Raw genomic sequence first — 14,524 nt, 5'->3', positions numbered from 1 at the left:
AGGGGGTTGACGCCCCAGTCTAGCCCCGGGCGCGCGCCCGCCCCCCCGCCGACGGCGGGTGGGCCAGCTCCTCCAGCCGCCGCGCCAGGGGCACGTCGGCGTCCAGCCAGTCCACCGAGCCCCACGCGCCCAGCGGCAGGGTGCGCAGCTCGTCGTGGTCCTGCAGCGCCGCGGGCACCCCGCGCACCACCGCGGCCCACCACACCCGCATCACCAGGTCGCCGCCCAGCGGCCAGGCGCCGCCGCCGGGCCCGGGCACCTCCGCGCCCAGCTCGACGGCCACCCCGAGCTCCTCGCGCAGCTCGCGGTGCAGCGCCGCGCGCGGCTCCTCCCCCGCCTCGACCTTGCCGCCGGGCAGCTCCCAGCGCCCCGCCAGGGCCGGCGGGGCGCTGCGGCGCGCGGCCAGCAGCCGGGACGGCCGGTGCAGGTCGTCCACCAGCGCCGCGGCCACCACGAGCCTCACGCGGCCCCCTCGGCGCCCGCGGGGGCGGGCAGCGGCTGCGCGCCGCGCGCGGCGAGCAGGTCGGTGAGCACGCGCGCCTCGCTGCTCTGGCTGGCCAGGACCGCCGCGGCCAGGGCCCGCAGCTGCGGGTCGCCCACGCGCTCGGCGCCGGCGCGCGCCATGGCCAGGCCGCCCTCGTGGTGGCGCAGCATGAGCTGCAGGAAGTCGACCTCGAAGACCTCGCCGCTCTCGGAGCCCAGGCGGGCCACCTCCGCCGCGCTCGCCGTGCCCGGCATGGGGCCGCCCCCCTGCTGCGGCTGCGCGTGGGCGCCGCCGTGGTCGGTGCCGGCCATCCAGGCCATGCGCGGGGCCGAGCCGCTGAGCGGGTGGCCCCACTCCAGCAGCAGGGCCTGCATCCGGCCCGCCTGGTTGCCCTGGGTGGAGGCGATGTCCACGGCGAGCTGGCGCACCTCGGGCGTCGGGGCGCTCTGCACCGCCGTGAACGCCATGGCGATCGCCTGCTGGTGGTGGGCGCTCATGTCGCGGGCGAAGCCGACGTCGGCGGAGTTCTCCGCGGGGGCGTCCGGCAGGGCGCGACCGACCAGGACGCCGCCGAGCAGGGCCACCAGCACGGCGAGCACCACGAGCAGCGCCCGTCGCCCGGCGGCGGGCCGGGCGGGGGCGGGCGGGCGCACCGGGCTCAGCCCGTCGGCGTGCCGACGCCGTTGGTGCACAGCGCGCCGGGCTCGGGCGTCTGCGGCCCGTTGACGAACTCGGACAGGAACGCGCCGATGCGGCGGTCCCCGGCGTCCTCGACGCTCAGCTGCTTGTTCCACGCCGAGAGCACGATCGGCGAGGGCAGCCCGTCGTAGGGCGACAACAGGGCGTACTCGCGGTCCTCGACGGCCTCGCGCAGCAGCTCGACCTGCTCGGCGGGCAGGTCCGGGCGGTAGGTGATCCACACCGCGCCGTGCTCCATGCTGTGCACCGCGTTCTCGCTGCGCACCGGCTCGTCGTAGATGCCGCAGTTGAGCCAGACCGGGTCGTGCTCGCCGCCCGCGGGCGGGTTCTCGGCGTACTGCACCGGGTCGGGCGTGTGGGCGCCGGCGGTGTACTCGAAGGTGCGCACCGCGTCCAGGGACGGGGGGTCCGGCTGCGCGGCGATGACGCCGGCCACGCCGGCGCCGGCGCCGAGCACCAGCACGGTGGGCACCGCGATGAGCGCCACCCGGCGCCTGCGGGCCCGGGCGCGCTCAGCCCGCTGCATCGCGGCCACGCGCGCGGCGCGGTCCTGCCGGCCCGTCGCGGGCGAGCTGCCGCGCTCGTCCTTCGTGTCGGCCATGACTCCCTCTCCCCGTGCGCACCCCGGTGGTGCCCGCTCCCAGTCTGCAACGACGCGGGCGCCGCGGGTGTTCACCCCCGCGCGCGGGGGCGGGCGTGACGTGCGCCACGGACCGGGCTCGGCCGGGCTCGGCGGGGCTCAGCCGTGCCGCGGGGTGTGCGCGCCCTCGCGCGCGCGGCGGGCCAGCTCACCGCGGTCCAGGCGCGCGGCGGCGACCACGCGACGGTGACGGGGGCTGGTGCGCCAGTACACGACGGCGAACCCGGCGGCCACAGCCAGCACGCTCAGCGCGACGACGAACTGCATCCTTCGAGCGTAGCGGCGCGACCCCGCGCCGTCAGCCCGGCGCGGGGGCGTCCCGGGCCGGGCCGGGTCCCGGTCCTACCCTCGGGCGCGTGGTCGAGACGCACCCGGACGAGCCCGCCCTGCACGTCGCCGGCGTCGACGCGCGGCTGAACCGCCTGCGCGCCGGCGTGCTGGGCGCCAACGACGGGGTGGTCTCCGTGGCCGGGGTGGTGCTGGGCGTGGTGGCCGCCACCGACCACGGCGGCGCGCTGGCCGCGGCCGGGGTGGCGGCCCTGGTGGCCGGGGCGCTGTCGATGGGCACCGGCGAGTACGTCTCGGTGAGCACGCAGTCGGACACCCAGCGGGCGCTGCTGGCCCAGGAGCGCCGCGAGCTGGCCGAGACGCCCGAGCAGGAGCTGGAGGAGCTGGCGGCGATCTACGAGGCCAAGGGCCTGACGCCGGAGCTGGCGCACCGGGTGGCGGTGCAGCTGACCGCCCACGACGCGCTGGCCGCGCACGCCGAGGCGGAGCTGGGCCTGGACCCGCAGGAGCTGACCAGCCCGTGGCAGGCCGCGGCGGCCTCCACCGCGGCGTTCACGCTCGGCGGGCTGCTGCCGCTGCTGGCGGTGCTGCTGCCGCCGCAGCCGGCGCGGGTGGTGGTGTGCCTGGCCGCGGTCGTGGTGGCGCTCGTGGTCACCGGCTGGGTCAGCGCGCGCCTGGGCGGGGCGCCGGTGCCGCGCGCGGTGGCGCGCAACGTCGGCGGCGGCCTGCTGGCCGTGGTGGTCACCTACGGCATCGGCCACCTGGTCGGCGCGGGCCTGTGAGGCCCCGCCCGGCCGGCGGCGGGCCGGGCGGTGGCGGGCCGGCCGGCGGCTCCGCTCGCGGCCCGGCCGGGGCGTGCCGGCCGGGCCGCGGGCTCAGGCGCCCAGCCGGATGCTGCCGCCGGGGATCGCCTCGAGCAGCGCGCGGGTGTACTGCTGCTGCGGGGCGTCGAAGACCCGGTCGGTGGTGGCCGACTCGACCAGCCGGCCCCGCTCCATGACGACGACGTCGTCGGCGATCTGGCGCACGACGGCCAGGTCGTGGGTGATGAACAGGTACGTCAGCCCCAGCTCGGCCTGCAGGTCGTTGAGCAGGGTGAGGATCTGCCCCTGCACGAGGACGTCCAGGGCGCTGACGGCCTCGTCGCACACGACGACCTCGGGGTTCAGCGCCAGGGCGCGGGCGATGGCCACGCGCTGGCGCTGCCCGCCGGAGAGCTCGTTGGGGTAGCGGCGCAGCGCCGAGGCGGGCAGGGAGACCTTCTCGAGCAGGTCGCGCACCCGCGCCTCGCGCGAGGCGGCGTCGCCCACGCCGTGCACCCGCAGCGGCTCCTCCACGGTGCGGAAGATGCTCCAGCTCGGGTCCAGCGAGCCGTAGGGGTTCTGGAAGATCGGCTGCACGCGGCGGCGGAAGGCGAACTGCTGCCTGCGGTCCAGCGTGGTGGTGTCCACGCCGTCGAAGAGGACCGAGCCGCTGGTGGGCGGCAGCAGGTTGAGCACCATCTGCGCGACGGTGGACTTGCCCGAGCCGGACTCGCCGACGACCGCGGTGGTGGTGCCGCGGCGCACGCGGAAGCTGACGTCGTCGACGGCGCGCAGCTTCTCCCCGCGCAGCCCCGAGCCGCGCAGGGTGAACTCCTTGACGAGGTTGCGCACCTCGATGACGTCCTCGGTGGCGCGGTCGCCGGCCACCGGCACGGGCGCGGCCTCGGCGGCCTGCTCGTGCACGTGCACGGCCTCGGCGCGGGCGTGCTCGACGACCTCGGCGCGGTGCGCCGAGAGCATCCGGCGCGAGGCCAGCGAGGGCGCGGCGCTGACCAGGCGCTGGGTGTAGGGGTGCTGCGGGCGCTGCAGGATCTCCAGCGCCGGGCCGGACTCGACGACCTGGCCCTTGTACATGACCACCACGTGCTCGGCCCGCTCGGCGGCCAGGCCGAGGTCGTGGGTGATCAGCAGCACGGCGGTGCCCAGCTCGGCGGTCAGCGAGTCCAGGTGGTCCAGGATCTGGCGCTGGACGGTGACGTCGAGGGCGGAGGTGGGCTCGTCGGCGATGAGCAGGCGCGGGCGCGAGGCCAGGCCGATCGCGATGAGCGCGCGCTGGCGCATGCCCCCGGAGAACTCGTGCGGGTACTGCCTGGCGCGGCGGGCCGCGTCGCCCAGGCCGGCCTCCTGCAGCAGCTCCACGGCGCGCCGCCTGGCCTCGGCGCCCTTGGCCAGCCCGTTGGCGGCCAGCGCCTCGCGGATCTGGAAGCCGATGGACCACACCGGGTTCAGGTTGGACATCGGGTCCTGCGGGACCATGCCGATCTGCCGCCCGCGCAGCGCCACGAACTCCTTCTTCGAGGCGTGCGCGATGTCGCGCCCGTCGAAGAGGACCTGCCCGCCCACGACCCGGCCGTTGCCGGGCAGCAGGCCGATGACGGCCTGGGCGGAGGTGGACTTGCCCGAGCCGGACTCGCCGACCACGGCCACGGTCTGGCCGGGGTAGACGGCGAAGCTGGCCCCGCGCACGGCGTGCACCGGCCGGCCGCCGGAGGTGAAGTCGACGTGTAGGTCGCGCACCTGCAGCAGGGGCGCGTCGCGGTCGACCGCGGCGGCGGTGGCGGTCTGGGTGGGCTCGGTCACCGGGTGCGGCCCTTCGGGTCGAGGGCGTCGCGCAGGGCGTCGCCGAGCATGAGGAACGACAGGACGGTCACCGACAGGGCGATCGAGGGCCACAGCAGGATCCACGGGTCGGTGCGCACCGACGGCACTGCGTTGCTGATGTCCCCGCCCCAGGAGACGACGTTGCTCGGCAGGCCGATGCCCAGGAACGACAGGGTCGCCTCCGCGGCGATGAAGGTGCCCAGCGAGATCGTCGCCACGACGATGACGGGCCCCAGCGCGTTGGGCACCACGTGCCGCAGCAGGGTGGCCGAGCGGCTCAGGCCCAGCGACTTCGCGGCCGTGACGAACTCGTTGCCGCGCAGCTGCAGCACCGAGCCGCGCATGATGCGCGCCACCTGCGGCCAGCCGAACAGCGACAGGGTCAGCGAGACGGTCCACACGTTGCGCCCCTGCAGCGCCTGCAGCATGACGATCGCGCCCAGGATCAGCGGCAGCGCGAAGAACATGTCCGCCAGGCGGGAGAGCACCGCGTCCAGCCAGCCGCCGAAGAAGCCGGCCAGCGCGCCGACCGTGCCGCCGACGACCACGACGATCGCGGTGGTGATCAGGCCGACGCTGATCGAGGCGCGCGCCCCGTTGACCACGCGGGAGTAGACGTCGGTGCCCAGCCGGGTGAAGCCCATCGGGTGGCCCTCGGAGGGGCCCTGCAGCGCGCGCGCCAGCTCCTGGAAGCGCGGGTCCACCGAGGTGAACCACGAGGGGAAGGCCGCCACCACGACGAGCAGCAGGATCACCAGGGAGGGCACGATGAACAGCGGCCGGCGGCGCAGGCGCTTCCAGGCGTCGCCCCACAGGCTCGCCGACGGCGCGCTCTCGTCGACCGCGTCGACGGCGACGAGGGGCGTCTCCTCCACGGGAGCGACGTGGTGCTCCTGACCGGGGCGCGCGGTGGTCTCAGACATAGCGGATCCTCGGGTCCAGCACGGCGTAGAGCAGGTCCACGACGAGGTTGGCCAGCAGGTACACGAGCACCAGCACCGTGACGACGGAGACCACGGTGGGGCCCTCGCTGCGGATGACGGCCTGGTACAGCAGCCGCCCGACGCCGGGGACGTTGAAGATGCCCTCGGTGACCAGCGCCCCGCCCATGAGGGCGCCGAGGTCGGCGCCCAGGAACGTCACGACGGGGATCAGGGAGTTGCGCAGCACGTGCACGGTCACCACGCGCGGGCGGGTCAGGCCCTTGGCGGTGGCGGTGCGCACGTGGTCGGCGCCCAGCGCCTCGGCGACGGAGTTGCGCGTCAGGCGCAGCACGTAGGCGAAGGACAGCGCCCCGAGCACCGCCCCGGGCAGCAGCAGGTCCGTCCACGTCGGGTCACCGCCGACGGTGGGGCTGACCACGCCCCACTTCACGCCGAAGAGGTACTGCGCGGTGAAGCCGAGGACGAACACCGGGATGCCGATGACCACCAGGCTCAGGAAGAGCACCGTGGAGTCGAACAGCCCGCCGCGGCGCAGGCCGGCCAGGAACCCGAAGGCGATGCCGAAGACGGCCTCGATGGTCAGCGCGACCAGGGCCAGGCGGATCGTCACGGGGAAGGCCTCGGCGAGCTGCTCCAGCACCGGGCGCCCGGAGAAGGACTCCCCGAAGTCCAGGGTGAAGATGCCCTTGAGGAAAAGCAGGTACTGCACGAGGAACGGCTCGTCGAGGTTGTACCGCTCGCGCAGCTCCGCGATGGCGGCGGGGCTGGCGGGCCGCTCGCCGAACAGCGCCAGCACCGGGTCGCCCGGCAGCAGGAAGACCAGGGCGTAGATGAGCAGCGTCGCCCCGAAGAAGACGGGCACCATCTGCAGCAGACGGCGTCCGATGTACCAACCCATCACGAGCCTCCTCGGGGGCCGACCGTGCCCCGGTCGCCCCCGGCCGTTGTCCTTGCCGGCGCCTGTCCCCCGCACGCGTCAGGGGTGGACCGGCCGGAAGCGGTCCACCCCTGAGCGCTGCGGTCAGCTCTTGGTGATCTGGTGGTACAGCGGGACGCTGTTCCAGCCGAACTCGACGTTGCTGGCGGCCTCGGAGGAGCCGCCGGTGACGTTGGAGTACCACAGCGGGATCGCGGGCAGGTCCTGGAAGAGGATCGTCTGCGCCTGCTGCAGCAGCTCGTTGGCCTGCTCCGGCTCCGGCTGGGCGGCGGCCTGGTTCAGCAGGTCGTCGAACTGCGGGTTGCTGTAGTCGCCGTCGTTCGAGCCGGCGCCGGTGGCGTAGATCGGGGCCAGGAAGTTGTACAGGCCCGGGTAGTCCGCCTGCCAGCCGGTGCGGAACGCACCGGTGATCGTGCGGCCGCTGACGTCGGTGCGCAGCGCGGCGAACGTCGGGTACGGCGCGCCCTCCGCGTCGATGCCCAGGGTCTGGCGGATGTACGCGACCGTGGCGTCCACCCACTCCTGGTGCCCGCCGTCGGAGTTGTAGGCGATGGTGAAGGTGCCGCTCCACGGGGAGATCGCGTCGGCCTGGGCCCACAGCTCCTTGGCGCGGGCCTCGTCGAACTCCAGCACCTCGTTGCCCTCGACGGTCTCGGAGTAGCCGTCGATGACCGGGGAGGTGAAGTCCGTGGCCGGGGTGCGGGTGCCCTGGAAGACCGTCTCGCAGACCTGGGCGCGGTCGATGGCGTGGGAGATCGCCTGGCGGCGCAGGCGGCCCTCCTCGCCGCTGAAGTGCGGCAGGTTCTGCGGGATGGTGAAGGACTGGAAGACCGCGGCGGGCTGGTTGACGGCCCGGTCGCCGAGGTCCTGCTCGAAGGTCGCCAGCGCCGACGGCGGGATGTTGTCGACGACGTCGAGGTTGCCGGACTGCAGGTCGGCGTAGGCGGCGTCGTAGGTCTCGTAGAAGACGAACGCCAGGGAGTCGTTCTGCGCCGCGCGCGGGCCGCTGTACGCCTCGTTCGGCACCAGGTCGATGCGCACGTTGTGCTGCCAGGCGTCGGGGGCGGCCAGCTTGTAGGGGCCGTTGCCGATCGGGCTCTCGCCGAAGGCCTCCATGTCCGCGAAGGCCGACTCGGGCAGCGGGAAGAAGGCCGAGTAGCCCAGGCGCAGCGGGAAGTCGCTCTCCGGCTGGCTCAGCGCGACGGTGAAGGTGGTCTCGTCCACCACGGCCAGGCCGGAGAGGGTCTGGGCGGTCGGGGTCTCCGAGGAGACCTCCGCGTAGCCGGCGATCGGCTCGAAGAAGTAGCCCGACGCCTGCGCGTTGGTGCCCAGGGCGCCGTAGTTCCAGGCGTCCACGAAGGACTGCGCGGTGACCGGGGTGCCGTCCGAGAAGGTCTGCCCGGACTTGATCCTGATCGTGTAGTTCTGCCCGTCGGAGGACTCGATCGACTCCGCGGCCTCGTTCTCGGGGGAGCCGTCGGCCTGGTAGTACACGAGGCCCGCCCACAGCGAGTCGAGCAGGCGCCCGCCGCCGACCTCGTTGGTGGCGGTGGGGATCAGCGGGTTCTCCGGCTCGCTGCCGTTGGCCACGACGTCGCCGCCGGAACCGCTGTCCGCGCCGCCCCCGTCCGAGCCGCTGTCGTCGTCGTCGCTGCCGCCGCCGCACGCGGCCAGCGTGCCGATCGCGGCCGCGCCGATCAGTCCCTTGAGGCCGTCGCGGCGGGACAGGACGGGGCCACGGGTGACGACGCCGACGCGGCGCGCGCCGTCCAGCTCGTCGTCCTTCTCGAAGGTGCTCACGGTGGGGGGTCCTCCTAGCGGGCATGTCTGCTCGGGCACGTTGCCCAGTCGCGGCGGCTCCTGACGCGCAGGATGTCCACCTGAGGCGGTCGGGCAGCACGTTAACACTCAGGGACGCCGACATTGCGCAACACGACGCGACGACGGCGCCCGGGGGTGCTCCCCCTCCAGTGTCACCCCGGCCCGGGTGTGCTCCCGTCCGCGCGCCGCGAGCCGGGCACCGGCGGGGCCGCTCAGACGTTGAAGCGGAACTCCACGACGTCCCCGTCGGCCATGACGTACTCCTTGCCCTCGATGCGCACCTTGCCCTGCGCCTTGGCCTCGGCCATCGACCCGGCCGCCACGAGGTCCTCGAAGGAGACGACCTCGGCCTTGATGAAGCCGCGCTGGAAGTCGGTGTGGATGACGCCGGCGGCCTGCGGCGCCGTGGCCCCCTTGCGGATCGTCCAGGCCCGCGACTCCTTCGGCCCGGCCGTCAGGTACGTCTGCAGCCCCAGGGTGGCGAAGCCGACGCGCGCGAGCTGGTTCAGGCCCGGCTCGTCCTGCCCGACGCTGGCCAGGAGCTCGGCGGCCTCCTCGGCGTCCAGCTCGGCCAGCTCCGACTCCAGCTTGGCGTCGAGGAAGACCGCCTCGGCCGGGGCGACGAGCGCGCGCAGCTCGGCCATCCGCCCCTCGTCGCCCAGCACCGTCTCGTCGACGTTGAAGACGTAGAGGAACGGCTTGGTCGTCAGCAGGCCCAGCTCGCGCAGCAGCTCGACGTCGACGTCGTCGGCGGCGGTGGCCGCCGAGAGCGGGCGCCCGGAGTCCAGCACGGCCTGGGCGGCCTGCGCCGCGCGCAGCACCGCGGGGTCGGCCCTCTTGCCCTTGACCTCCTTCTCCAGGCGCGGCACGGCGCGCTCGAGGGTCTGCAGGTCGGCCAGGACCAGCTCGGTGTGCACGGTGGAGATGTCGTCGGCCGGGTCGACCGCCCCGGCCACGTGCACGACGTCGGGGTCGGCGAAGGCGCGGGTGACCTGGCAGATCGCGTCGGCCTCGCGGATGTTGGCGAGGAACTTGTTGCCCAGCCCCTCGCCCTCGCTGGCGCCCTTGACGATGCCGGCGATGTCGACGAAGGAGACGGTGGCGGGCACCGTGCGCTCGCTGCGGAAGAGGCGGGCCAGCTCGTCCAGGCGCGGGTCCGGCAGCGGCACCACCCCCACGTTGGGCTCGATCGTGGCGAACGGGTAGTTCGCCGCGAGCGCGTCGTTGTCGGTGAGCGCGTTGAACAGGGTGGACTTGCCGACGTTGGGCAGTCCGACAATGCCGATGGTGAGGGCCACGGGCACAGCAGCCTACCGCCGCGGGCGCGCCGGGCCCCCTCGCGCGGCGCCTCGCGCGCCGCCGGGGGCGCCGTCCGGGCGGGCTGGCACAGTGCGGGCGTGGACGCCACCCCCGCCCTGCTGCTGCTGACCGGGCTCGCGGTGGGCCTGCTCGCCGGCGCCGCCGTGGGCCTGGTGCTGGCCCGCGCGCTGCACCGCGCCGACGCCGCCGGCGCGGCGGCCGCCGCCGCCGAGCGCGACCTGCTGCGCGAGCGGGTGGCCGAGCTGGGCGCCGGCGCCGAGGAGCGCCGCGCCCTCAGCGCCGCCGTCGCCCCCGTGGCCGACACCCTGGACCGGGTGGAGGCGCAGGTGCGCGCCCTGGAGCGCGACCGCGTGGAGCAGTACGCCCGCCTTGCCGAGCAGCTCGCCGCGGTCGCCGCCGGCGCCGACGCGCTGCGCACGGAGACCGCCTCGCTGGCCGGGGCCCTGCGCTCCTCCAGCTCGCGCGGCTCCTGGGGCGAGGTGCAGCTGCGCCGCGTCGTCGAGCACGCCGGGATGCTCGAGCGCGTCGACTTCTCCGAGCAGGTGTCGCTGACCACGCGCTCCGGGCGCGCGGTGCGCCCGGACATGGTGGTCAACCTGCCCGGCGGCAAGCACGTCGTCGTCGACGCCAAGGCGCCGCTCGCGGCCTTCCTGCGCGCCAGCGAGCTCGACGGCGGCCCGGCGCACGAGGCCGCGCGGCGCGCGGAGCTGGCCGCGCACGCGCGCGCGCTGCGCTCGCACGTGGACGCCCTGGCGGCCAAGGAGTACGCCAGCGCGGTGGAGGACTCCCCCGACGTCGTCGTGTGCTTCGTGCCCGGCGAGGCGTTCCTGGCCGCCGCGTGCGCGGCGGACCCGGCGCTGCTCGAGCACGCGATGGGCCGGCGCGTGGTGCTGGCCACCCCCACCACCCTGCTGGCGCTGCTGCGCACGGTGGCGCTGACGTGGCAGCAGGAGGCGGTGGCCGGCAGCGCGCGCGAGCTGTTCGCCCTGGGCCGCGAGCTGCACGAGCGCCTGGGCACCCTGGGCGGGCACACCGCCGCCCTGGGCCGCACGCTGCACCGCGCGGTGGAGGACTACAACCGCTTCGTGGGCACCCTGGAGCGGCGGGTGCTCGTCACCGCGCGCCGCCTGCGCGACCTCGACGTCGCCGACGGCGCGCTGCCGGACGTCGCCCCGCTGGAGGACGCGGTGCGCCCGCTGACGGCCCCCGAGCTGCTGGGGGACCCCGGCGACGACGCCGGGCGCGACCTCAGACGGGGGTGACGGGCAGGCTGCGGCGCTTGAGGTCGCGGCGCAGGTCGGTGGGCAGGGAGAAGACGAGGTCCTCCTGCGCGGTGGTGACCTCCTCCACCGAGCCGTAGCCGCGCGCGGCCAGGTGCTCGAGCACCTCGCGCACCAGCACCTCCGGCACCGAGGCGCCGGAGGTGACGCCCACGGTGGTCACGCCCTGCAGCCAGGCGTCGTCGATCTCGGCGGCCGCGTCCACGCGGTGCGCGGCGCGCGCGCCGGCGTCCAGGGCCACCTCGACCAGGCGCACGGAGTTCGAGGAGTTCGCCGAGCCGACGACCACGACGAGGTCGGACTCGGCGGCGATCTTCTTCACCGCCACCTGCCGGTTCTGGGTGGCGTAGCAGATGTCGTCGCTGGGCGGGTCGGCCAGGTTCGGGAAGCGCTCGCGCAGCCGGCGCACCGTCTCCATGGTCTCGTCCACGCTCAGCGTGGTCTGCGAGAGCCACACGAGGTTGTCCGGGTCGCGCACCTCCACCGCGTCGGCGGCCTCGGGGCCGTCGACGACCGTGATGTGCTCGGGCGCCTCCCCCGCGGTGCCCTCGACCTCCTCGTGGCCGTGGTGGCCGATGAGCAGGATCTGCGCGTCGCGCTCGGCGAAGCGCACGGCCTCGCGGTGCACCTTGGTCACCAGCGGGCAGGTGGCGTCGATCGCCCTCAGCGAGCGCGCCTCGGCCTCGCGGCGCACCGCGGGGCTGACGCCGTGCGCGGAGAAGACCACGTGCGCGCCCTCGGGCACCTCGGAGGTCTCCTCCACGAACACCGCGCCGCGCTCGGCGAGGGTGCGCACGACGTGCTTGTTGTGGACGATCTCCTTGCGCACGTAGACCGGCGCGCCGTACAGCTCCAGCGCCTTCTCCACCGCCACCACCGCGCGGTCCACGCCGGCGCAGTACCCGCGCGGGGCGGCCAGCAGCACCCGCCGGCCGCCGTCCCACGCCGCGCGCGCGCCGGCGCCGGTCAGGACCGCGGTGTCGTTGCAGTCGTCGGCGGGGCCCGCCGGGCCGGCGGCGGGGGCGTCCACGGGGGTCTGCGTCACGCCCCCATGGTAGGTCGGCCCCCCGACGCCCCGCCGCCGCGCGCGCGGACCCGCGCACGCCCGGCGGCGGGCAGGATGGTGGCGTGAGCGCCGCGACCGCCGCCGAGCCGCCCCGCCGCCCGGCCACCGCCGGCGGCACCAGCCCCGAGGACCCCTGGCCCGTGCGGCTGCTCGCCTCGAAGATGGACGCCTACATCGCGCGCATGCCGTGGACGTGGGTGGAGGGGCAGGTCGTGCAGGTCAGCGACCGCCCCGGCGCGCACGTGGTCTTCGTCACCCTGCGCGACACCGACACCGACATGTCGCTGACGGTGACGCTGACGCGCCGGGTGCTCTCGCGGCTGCGCGAGGCGCTGCCCGAGGGCCTGCGCGGGGGCGCGCGCGTCGTCGTGCACGCCAAGCCGGAGTTCTACGCCAAGCGCGGCACGCTGAGCCTGACCGCCGACGACGTGCGCCCCGTGGGCGTCGGGGAGCTGCTGGCGCGCCTGGAGCACCTCAAGCGGGTCCTGGCCGCCGAGGGCCTGTTCGACCCCGGCCGCAAGAAGCCGCTGCCCTTCCTGCCGCGCGTGGTGGGCCTGGTGTGCGGGCGCGCCAGCGCCGCCGAGCGCGACGTGGTGGAGAACGCCCGCCTGCGCTGGCCGGCGGTGCGCTTCGAGGTCCGCGAGGTGGCCGTGCAGGGCCCGGCGGCCGTGGCGGAGGTCGGCGCGGCGCTGCGCGAGCTGGACGCCCTGGAGGAGGTCGACGTCGTCGTCCTGGCCCGCGGCGGCGGCAGCGTGGAGGACCTGCTGCCCTTCAGCAACGAGGCGCTCGTGCGCGCGGTGGCCGCCGCCCGCACCCCGGTGGTCTCGGCCATCGGCCACGAGGTCGACACCCCCCTGCTCGACCTCGTCGCCGACGTGCGCGCCTCGACCCCCACCGACGCCGCCCGCCGGGTGGTGCCCGACGTCGCCGAGCAGCTGGCGGGCGTGGCGCAGCTGCGCTCGCGGGGGCTGCGCTCGCTGACCGCGCGCCTGGAGCGGGAGGAGGCGGTGCTGCGCGCCCTGCGCAGCCGCCCGGTGCTGGCCGCCCCGCACGTGCTCGTCGACGGCCCGGCCGCGGAGGTGGAGCGGCTGCGCGAGCGCGCCCGGCGCGCGCTGGGCGGGCGGCTGGAGCGCGCCGCGGTGGAGGTGGAGCACCTGCGCACCGAGGTGCGCGCCCTCTCGCCGCGCTCGACCCTGCTGCGCGGCTACGCGGTGGTGCAGGCGGTGGGCGCCGACGGCACCGCGCGGGTCGTGCGCGAGCCGGCCGACGCGCCGGCGGGCACCGCCCTGCGGGTGCGGCTGGCCGACGGCGAGCTGCCCGCGCGCGCGGTCTGACCCGCGGGCCGGGTCCGCGGGCCGGGTCCGCGGGCCGGGTCCGCGGGCCGGGTCCGCGGGGCCCGCGCCGCCCGCCTAGGGTCTGTGCCCGTGCCGACCAAGCGCAGGGAACCCGCGGTCCCCGACGAGCCCGACGAGCCGGACGAGCCGGACGTGCCGGACGAGGTGGTCGCGCTCGGCTACGAGCGCGCGCGCGACGAGCTCGCCGACGTGGTGCGCCGGCTGGAGGCCGGCGGCACCGGCCTGGAGGAGTCGCTGGCGCTGTGGGAGCGCGGCGAGGCGCTGGCCGCGGCGTGCGAGCGCTGGCTGGCCGGGGCGCGCGCCCGCCTGGACGCCGCGCGCCCCGAGGGCGGCGCGCAGGGCTGAGCGGCGCGCGGGGCCGAGCGGCGCGGCGCTCAGGCGGGCGGGGAGCCCCAGGTGGATCCGGCGGCGGCCCAGCCGGCCTCGGTGGCGCGCACCAGCTCGGTGATCACGGGGTAGCCCGCCTCGCCGGTGGCCACGACGGTCACGCCGTCCTGGGTGCGCACGAGGCTGTGGCGGTCGCGGTCCTCCTGCAGGCGCCGCTCCCAGGAGCGGCCGTCGACGTCCGCGGTGCCGTCCTCGCCGCCGCCGGCGGTCTGGGCGCGCACCCAGGCGGGGGTGACGTCGCGGGCGGCCTCGAGGGCGAGGTACTCCCCCTGCGCGGTGCGGTAGCCCACGTGCCAGGTCAGCACGCCGTCGGTGGAGCGGTTCAGCTGCGCCGAGGTGGCCGTCCAGCCCTGCGGCACGCGCGGCACCGGCGGCAGGAACGACAGCCGCTGCGCGGCGCCGGCGGCGGCGTTGGGCACGTCGGCGGGGGGCTGCTGCACGGAGCTGGGGCGCGGCACCACCCACACCACGAGCGCCACGATGCCGAGGATGACGGCCATCGAGACCACCATGGACTGCACGTTGCCGCCGCGGCGGGTGCGCGGGACGCCGCGGGGGTCCTCGCCGGTGGGCGCGGGCGCCCCGGGCACGGGGGTCGGACCGGTCGGGCTCACGCCCCCATGGTGCCGGATACGCTGACGGCCCGACGACGCACGCC

Annotated in this window: 15 protein-coding genes; 4 read left to right on the top strand and 11 right to left on the bottom strand. The window is 76.0% G+C overall.

Annotated features, from left to right (window positions below; all coding sequences use genetic code 11):
• Positions 1-19: 19 nt before the first annotated feature.
• The 4 genes from ACRYMN_RS02325 to ACRYMN_RS02310 all read right to left on the bottom strand — a co-directional run bounded on the left by ACRYMN_RS02325 (position 20) and on the right by ACRYMN_RS02310 (position 2,090).
• On the bottom strand, positions 20-463 hold the full coding sequence (locus ACRYMN_RS02325) for a (deoxy)nucleoside triphosphate pyrophosphohydrolase (RefSeq protein ID WP_432491560.1): 444 nt from the start codon (positions 461-463) through the stop codon (positions 20-22).
• Entirely contained in the window at positions 460-1,176 is a 717-nt protein-coding gene (locus ACRYMN_RS02320; protein ID WP_432491558.1) for a DUF305 domain-containing protein, read from the bottom strand. Before ACRYMN_RS02320 ends, ACRYMN_RS02325 begins: the two co-directional genes overlap by 4 nt.
• Complete coding sequence (locus ACRYMN_RS02315; protein WP_432491556.1) at positions 1,143-1,784, bottom strand: thioredoxin-like domain-containing protein; 642 nt, start codon at positions 1,782-1,784, stop codon at positions 1,143-1,145. Before ACRYMN_RS02315 ends, ACRYMN_RS02320 begins: the two co-directional genes overlap by 34 nt.
• A 138-nt stretch (positions 1,785-1,922) precedes the next feature.
• Complete coding sequence (locus ACRYMN_RS02310) at positions 1,923-2,090, bottom strand: hypothetical protein (RefSeq protein WP_432491554.1); 168 nt, start codon at positions 2,088-2,090, stop codon at positions 1,923-1,925.
• 89 nt (positions 2,091-2,179) lie between these two features.
• On the opposite strand from ACRYMN_RS02310, the gene ACRYMN_RS02305 reads away from it, so the two are divergent.
• Positions 2,180-2,893 (top strand): VIT1/CCC1 transporter family protein, encoded by a 714-nt coding sequence (locus ACRYMN_RS02305; protein ID WP_432491552.1) that lies wholly within the window; start codon positions 2,180-2,182, stop codon positions 2,891-2,893.
• Positions 2,894-2,986: 93 nt separating this feature from the next.
• On the opposite strand, the gene ACRYMN_RS02300 is transcribed toward ACRYMN_RS02305, so the two are convergent.
• From ACRYMN_RS02300 to ychF, 5 genes are all read right to left on the bottom strand, one after another.
• Positions 2,987-4,735: a dipeptide ABC transporter ATP-binding protein gene (locus tag ACRYMN_RS02300; protein ID WP_432491550.1), complete on the bottom strand. Its 1,749-nt coding sequence runs from the start codon at positions 4,733-4,735 to the stop codon at positions 2,987-2,989.
• Positions 4,732-5,679, bottom strand: a complete 948-nt coding sequence (locus ACRYMN_RS02295; protein ID WP_432491548.1) for an ABC transporter permease — start codon at positions 5,677-5,679, stop codon at positions 4,732-4,734. Before ACRYMN_RS02295 ends, ACRYMN_RS02300 begins: the two co-directional genes overlap by 4 nt.
• A complete protein-coding gene (locus tag ACRYMN_RS02290; RefSeq protein WP_432491546.1) occupies positions 5,672-6,598 on the bottom strand; it encodes an ABC transporter permease in 927 nt (308 codons plus the stop codon). The genes ACRYMN_RS02295 and ACRYMN_RS02290 overlap by 8 nt, the downstream gene beginning before the upstream one ends.
• A 123-nt stretch (positions 6,599-6,721) precedes the next feature.
• Entirely contained in the window at positions 6,722-8,365 is a 1,644-nt protein-coding gene (locus tag ACRYMN_RS02285) for a peptide ABC transporter substrate-binding protein (RefSeq protein ID WP_432491651.1), read from the bottom strand.
• A gap of 305 nt (positions 8,366-8,670) precedes the next feature.
• Positions 8,671-9,756: a redox-regulated ATPase YchF gene (ychF, locus tag ACRYMN_RS02280; RefSeq protein ID WP_432491544.1), complete on the bottom strand. Its 1,086-nt coding sequence runs from the start codon at positions 9,754-9,756 to the stop codon at positions 8,671-8,673.
• 99 nt (positions 9,757-9,855) lie between these two features.
• On the opposite strand from ychF, the gene ACRYMN_RS02275 reads away from it, so the two are divergent.
• The gene (locus ACRYMN_RS02275; protein WP_432491542.1) at positions 9,856-11,040 is read left to right on the top strand and encodes a DNA recombination protein RmuC; all 1,185 of its coding nucleotides are present in this window, start codon (positions 9,856-9,858) and stop codon (positions 11,038-11,040) included.
• Here the strand turns inward: ACRYMN_RS02275 and ACRYMN_RS02270 are convergent.
• On the bottom strand, positions 11,027-12,028 hold the full coding sequence (locus ACRYMN_RS02270; RefSeq protein WP_432491649.1) for a 4-hydroxy-3-methylbut-2-enyl diphosphate reductase: 1,002 nt from the start codon (positions 12,026-12,028) through the stop codon (positions 11,027-11,029). The genes ACRYMN_RS02275 and ACRYMN_RS02270 overlap by 14 nt on opposite strands.
• 158 nt (positions 12,029-12,186) lie before the next feature.
• On the opposite strand from ACRYMN_RS02270, the gene xseA reads away from it, so the two are divergent.
• Positions 12,187-13,458, top strand: coding sequence for an exodeoxyribonuclease VII large subunit (gene xseA, locus ACRYMN_RS02265; protein WP_432491540.1), 1,272 nt, complete (start codon positions 12,187-12,189; stop codon positions 13,456-13,458).
• A gap of 153 nt (positions 13,459-13,611) precedes the next feature.
• Entirely contained in the window at positions 13,612-13,824 is a 213-nt protein-coding gene (locus ACRYMN_RS02260; RefSeq protein WP_432491647.1) for an exodeoxyribonuclease VII small subunit, read from the top strand.
• A gap of 29 nt (positions 13,825-13,853) precedes the next feature.
• Here ACRYMN_RS02260 and ACRYMN_RS02255 read toward each other — a convergent pair whose 3' ends face one another.
• Positions 13,854-14,480 carry a DUF4245 domain-containing protein gene (locus tag ACRYMN_RS02255; protein ID WP_432491538.1) on the bottom strand — a complete coding sequence of 209 codons (627 nt, stop codon included), beginning with the start codon at positions 14,478-14,480 and terminating at the stop codon, positions 13,854-13,856.
• Positions 14,481-14,524 lie beyond the last annotated feature (44 nt).

Origin of the sequence: Kineococcus gypseus (assembly GCF_050871305.1) — a bacterium.
GTDB lineage: Bacteria > Actinomycetota > Actinomycetes > Actinomycetales > Kineococcaceae > Kineococcus > Kineococcus gypseus.
Note: the sequence above shows the minus strand (reverse complement) of the source record. Positions and strands in the feature narration are given on the sequence as shown.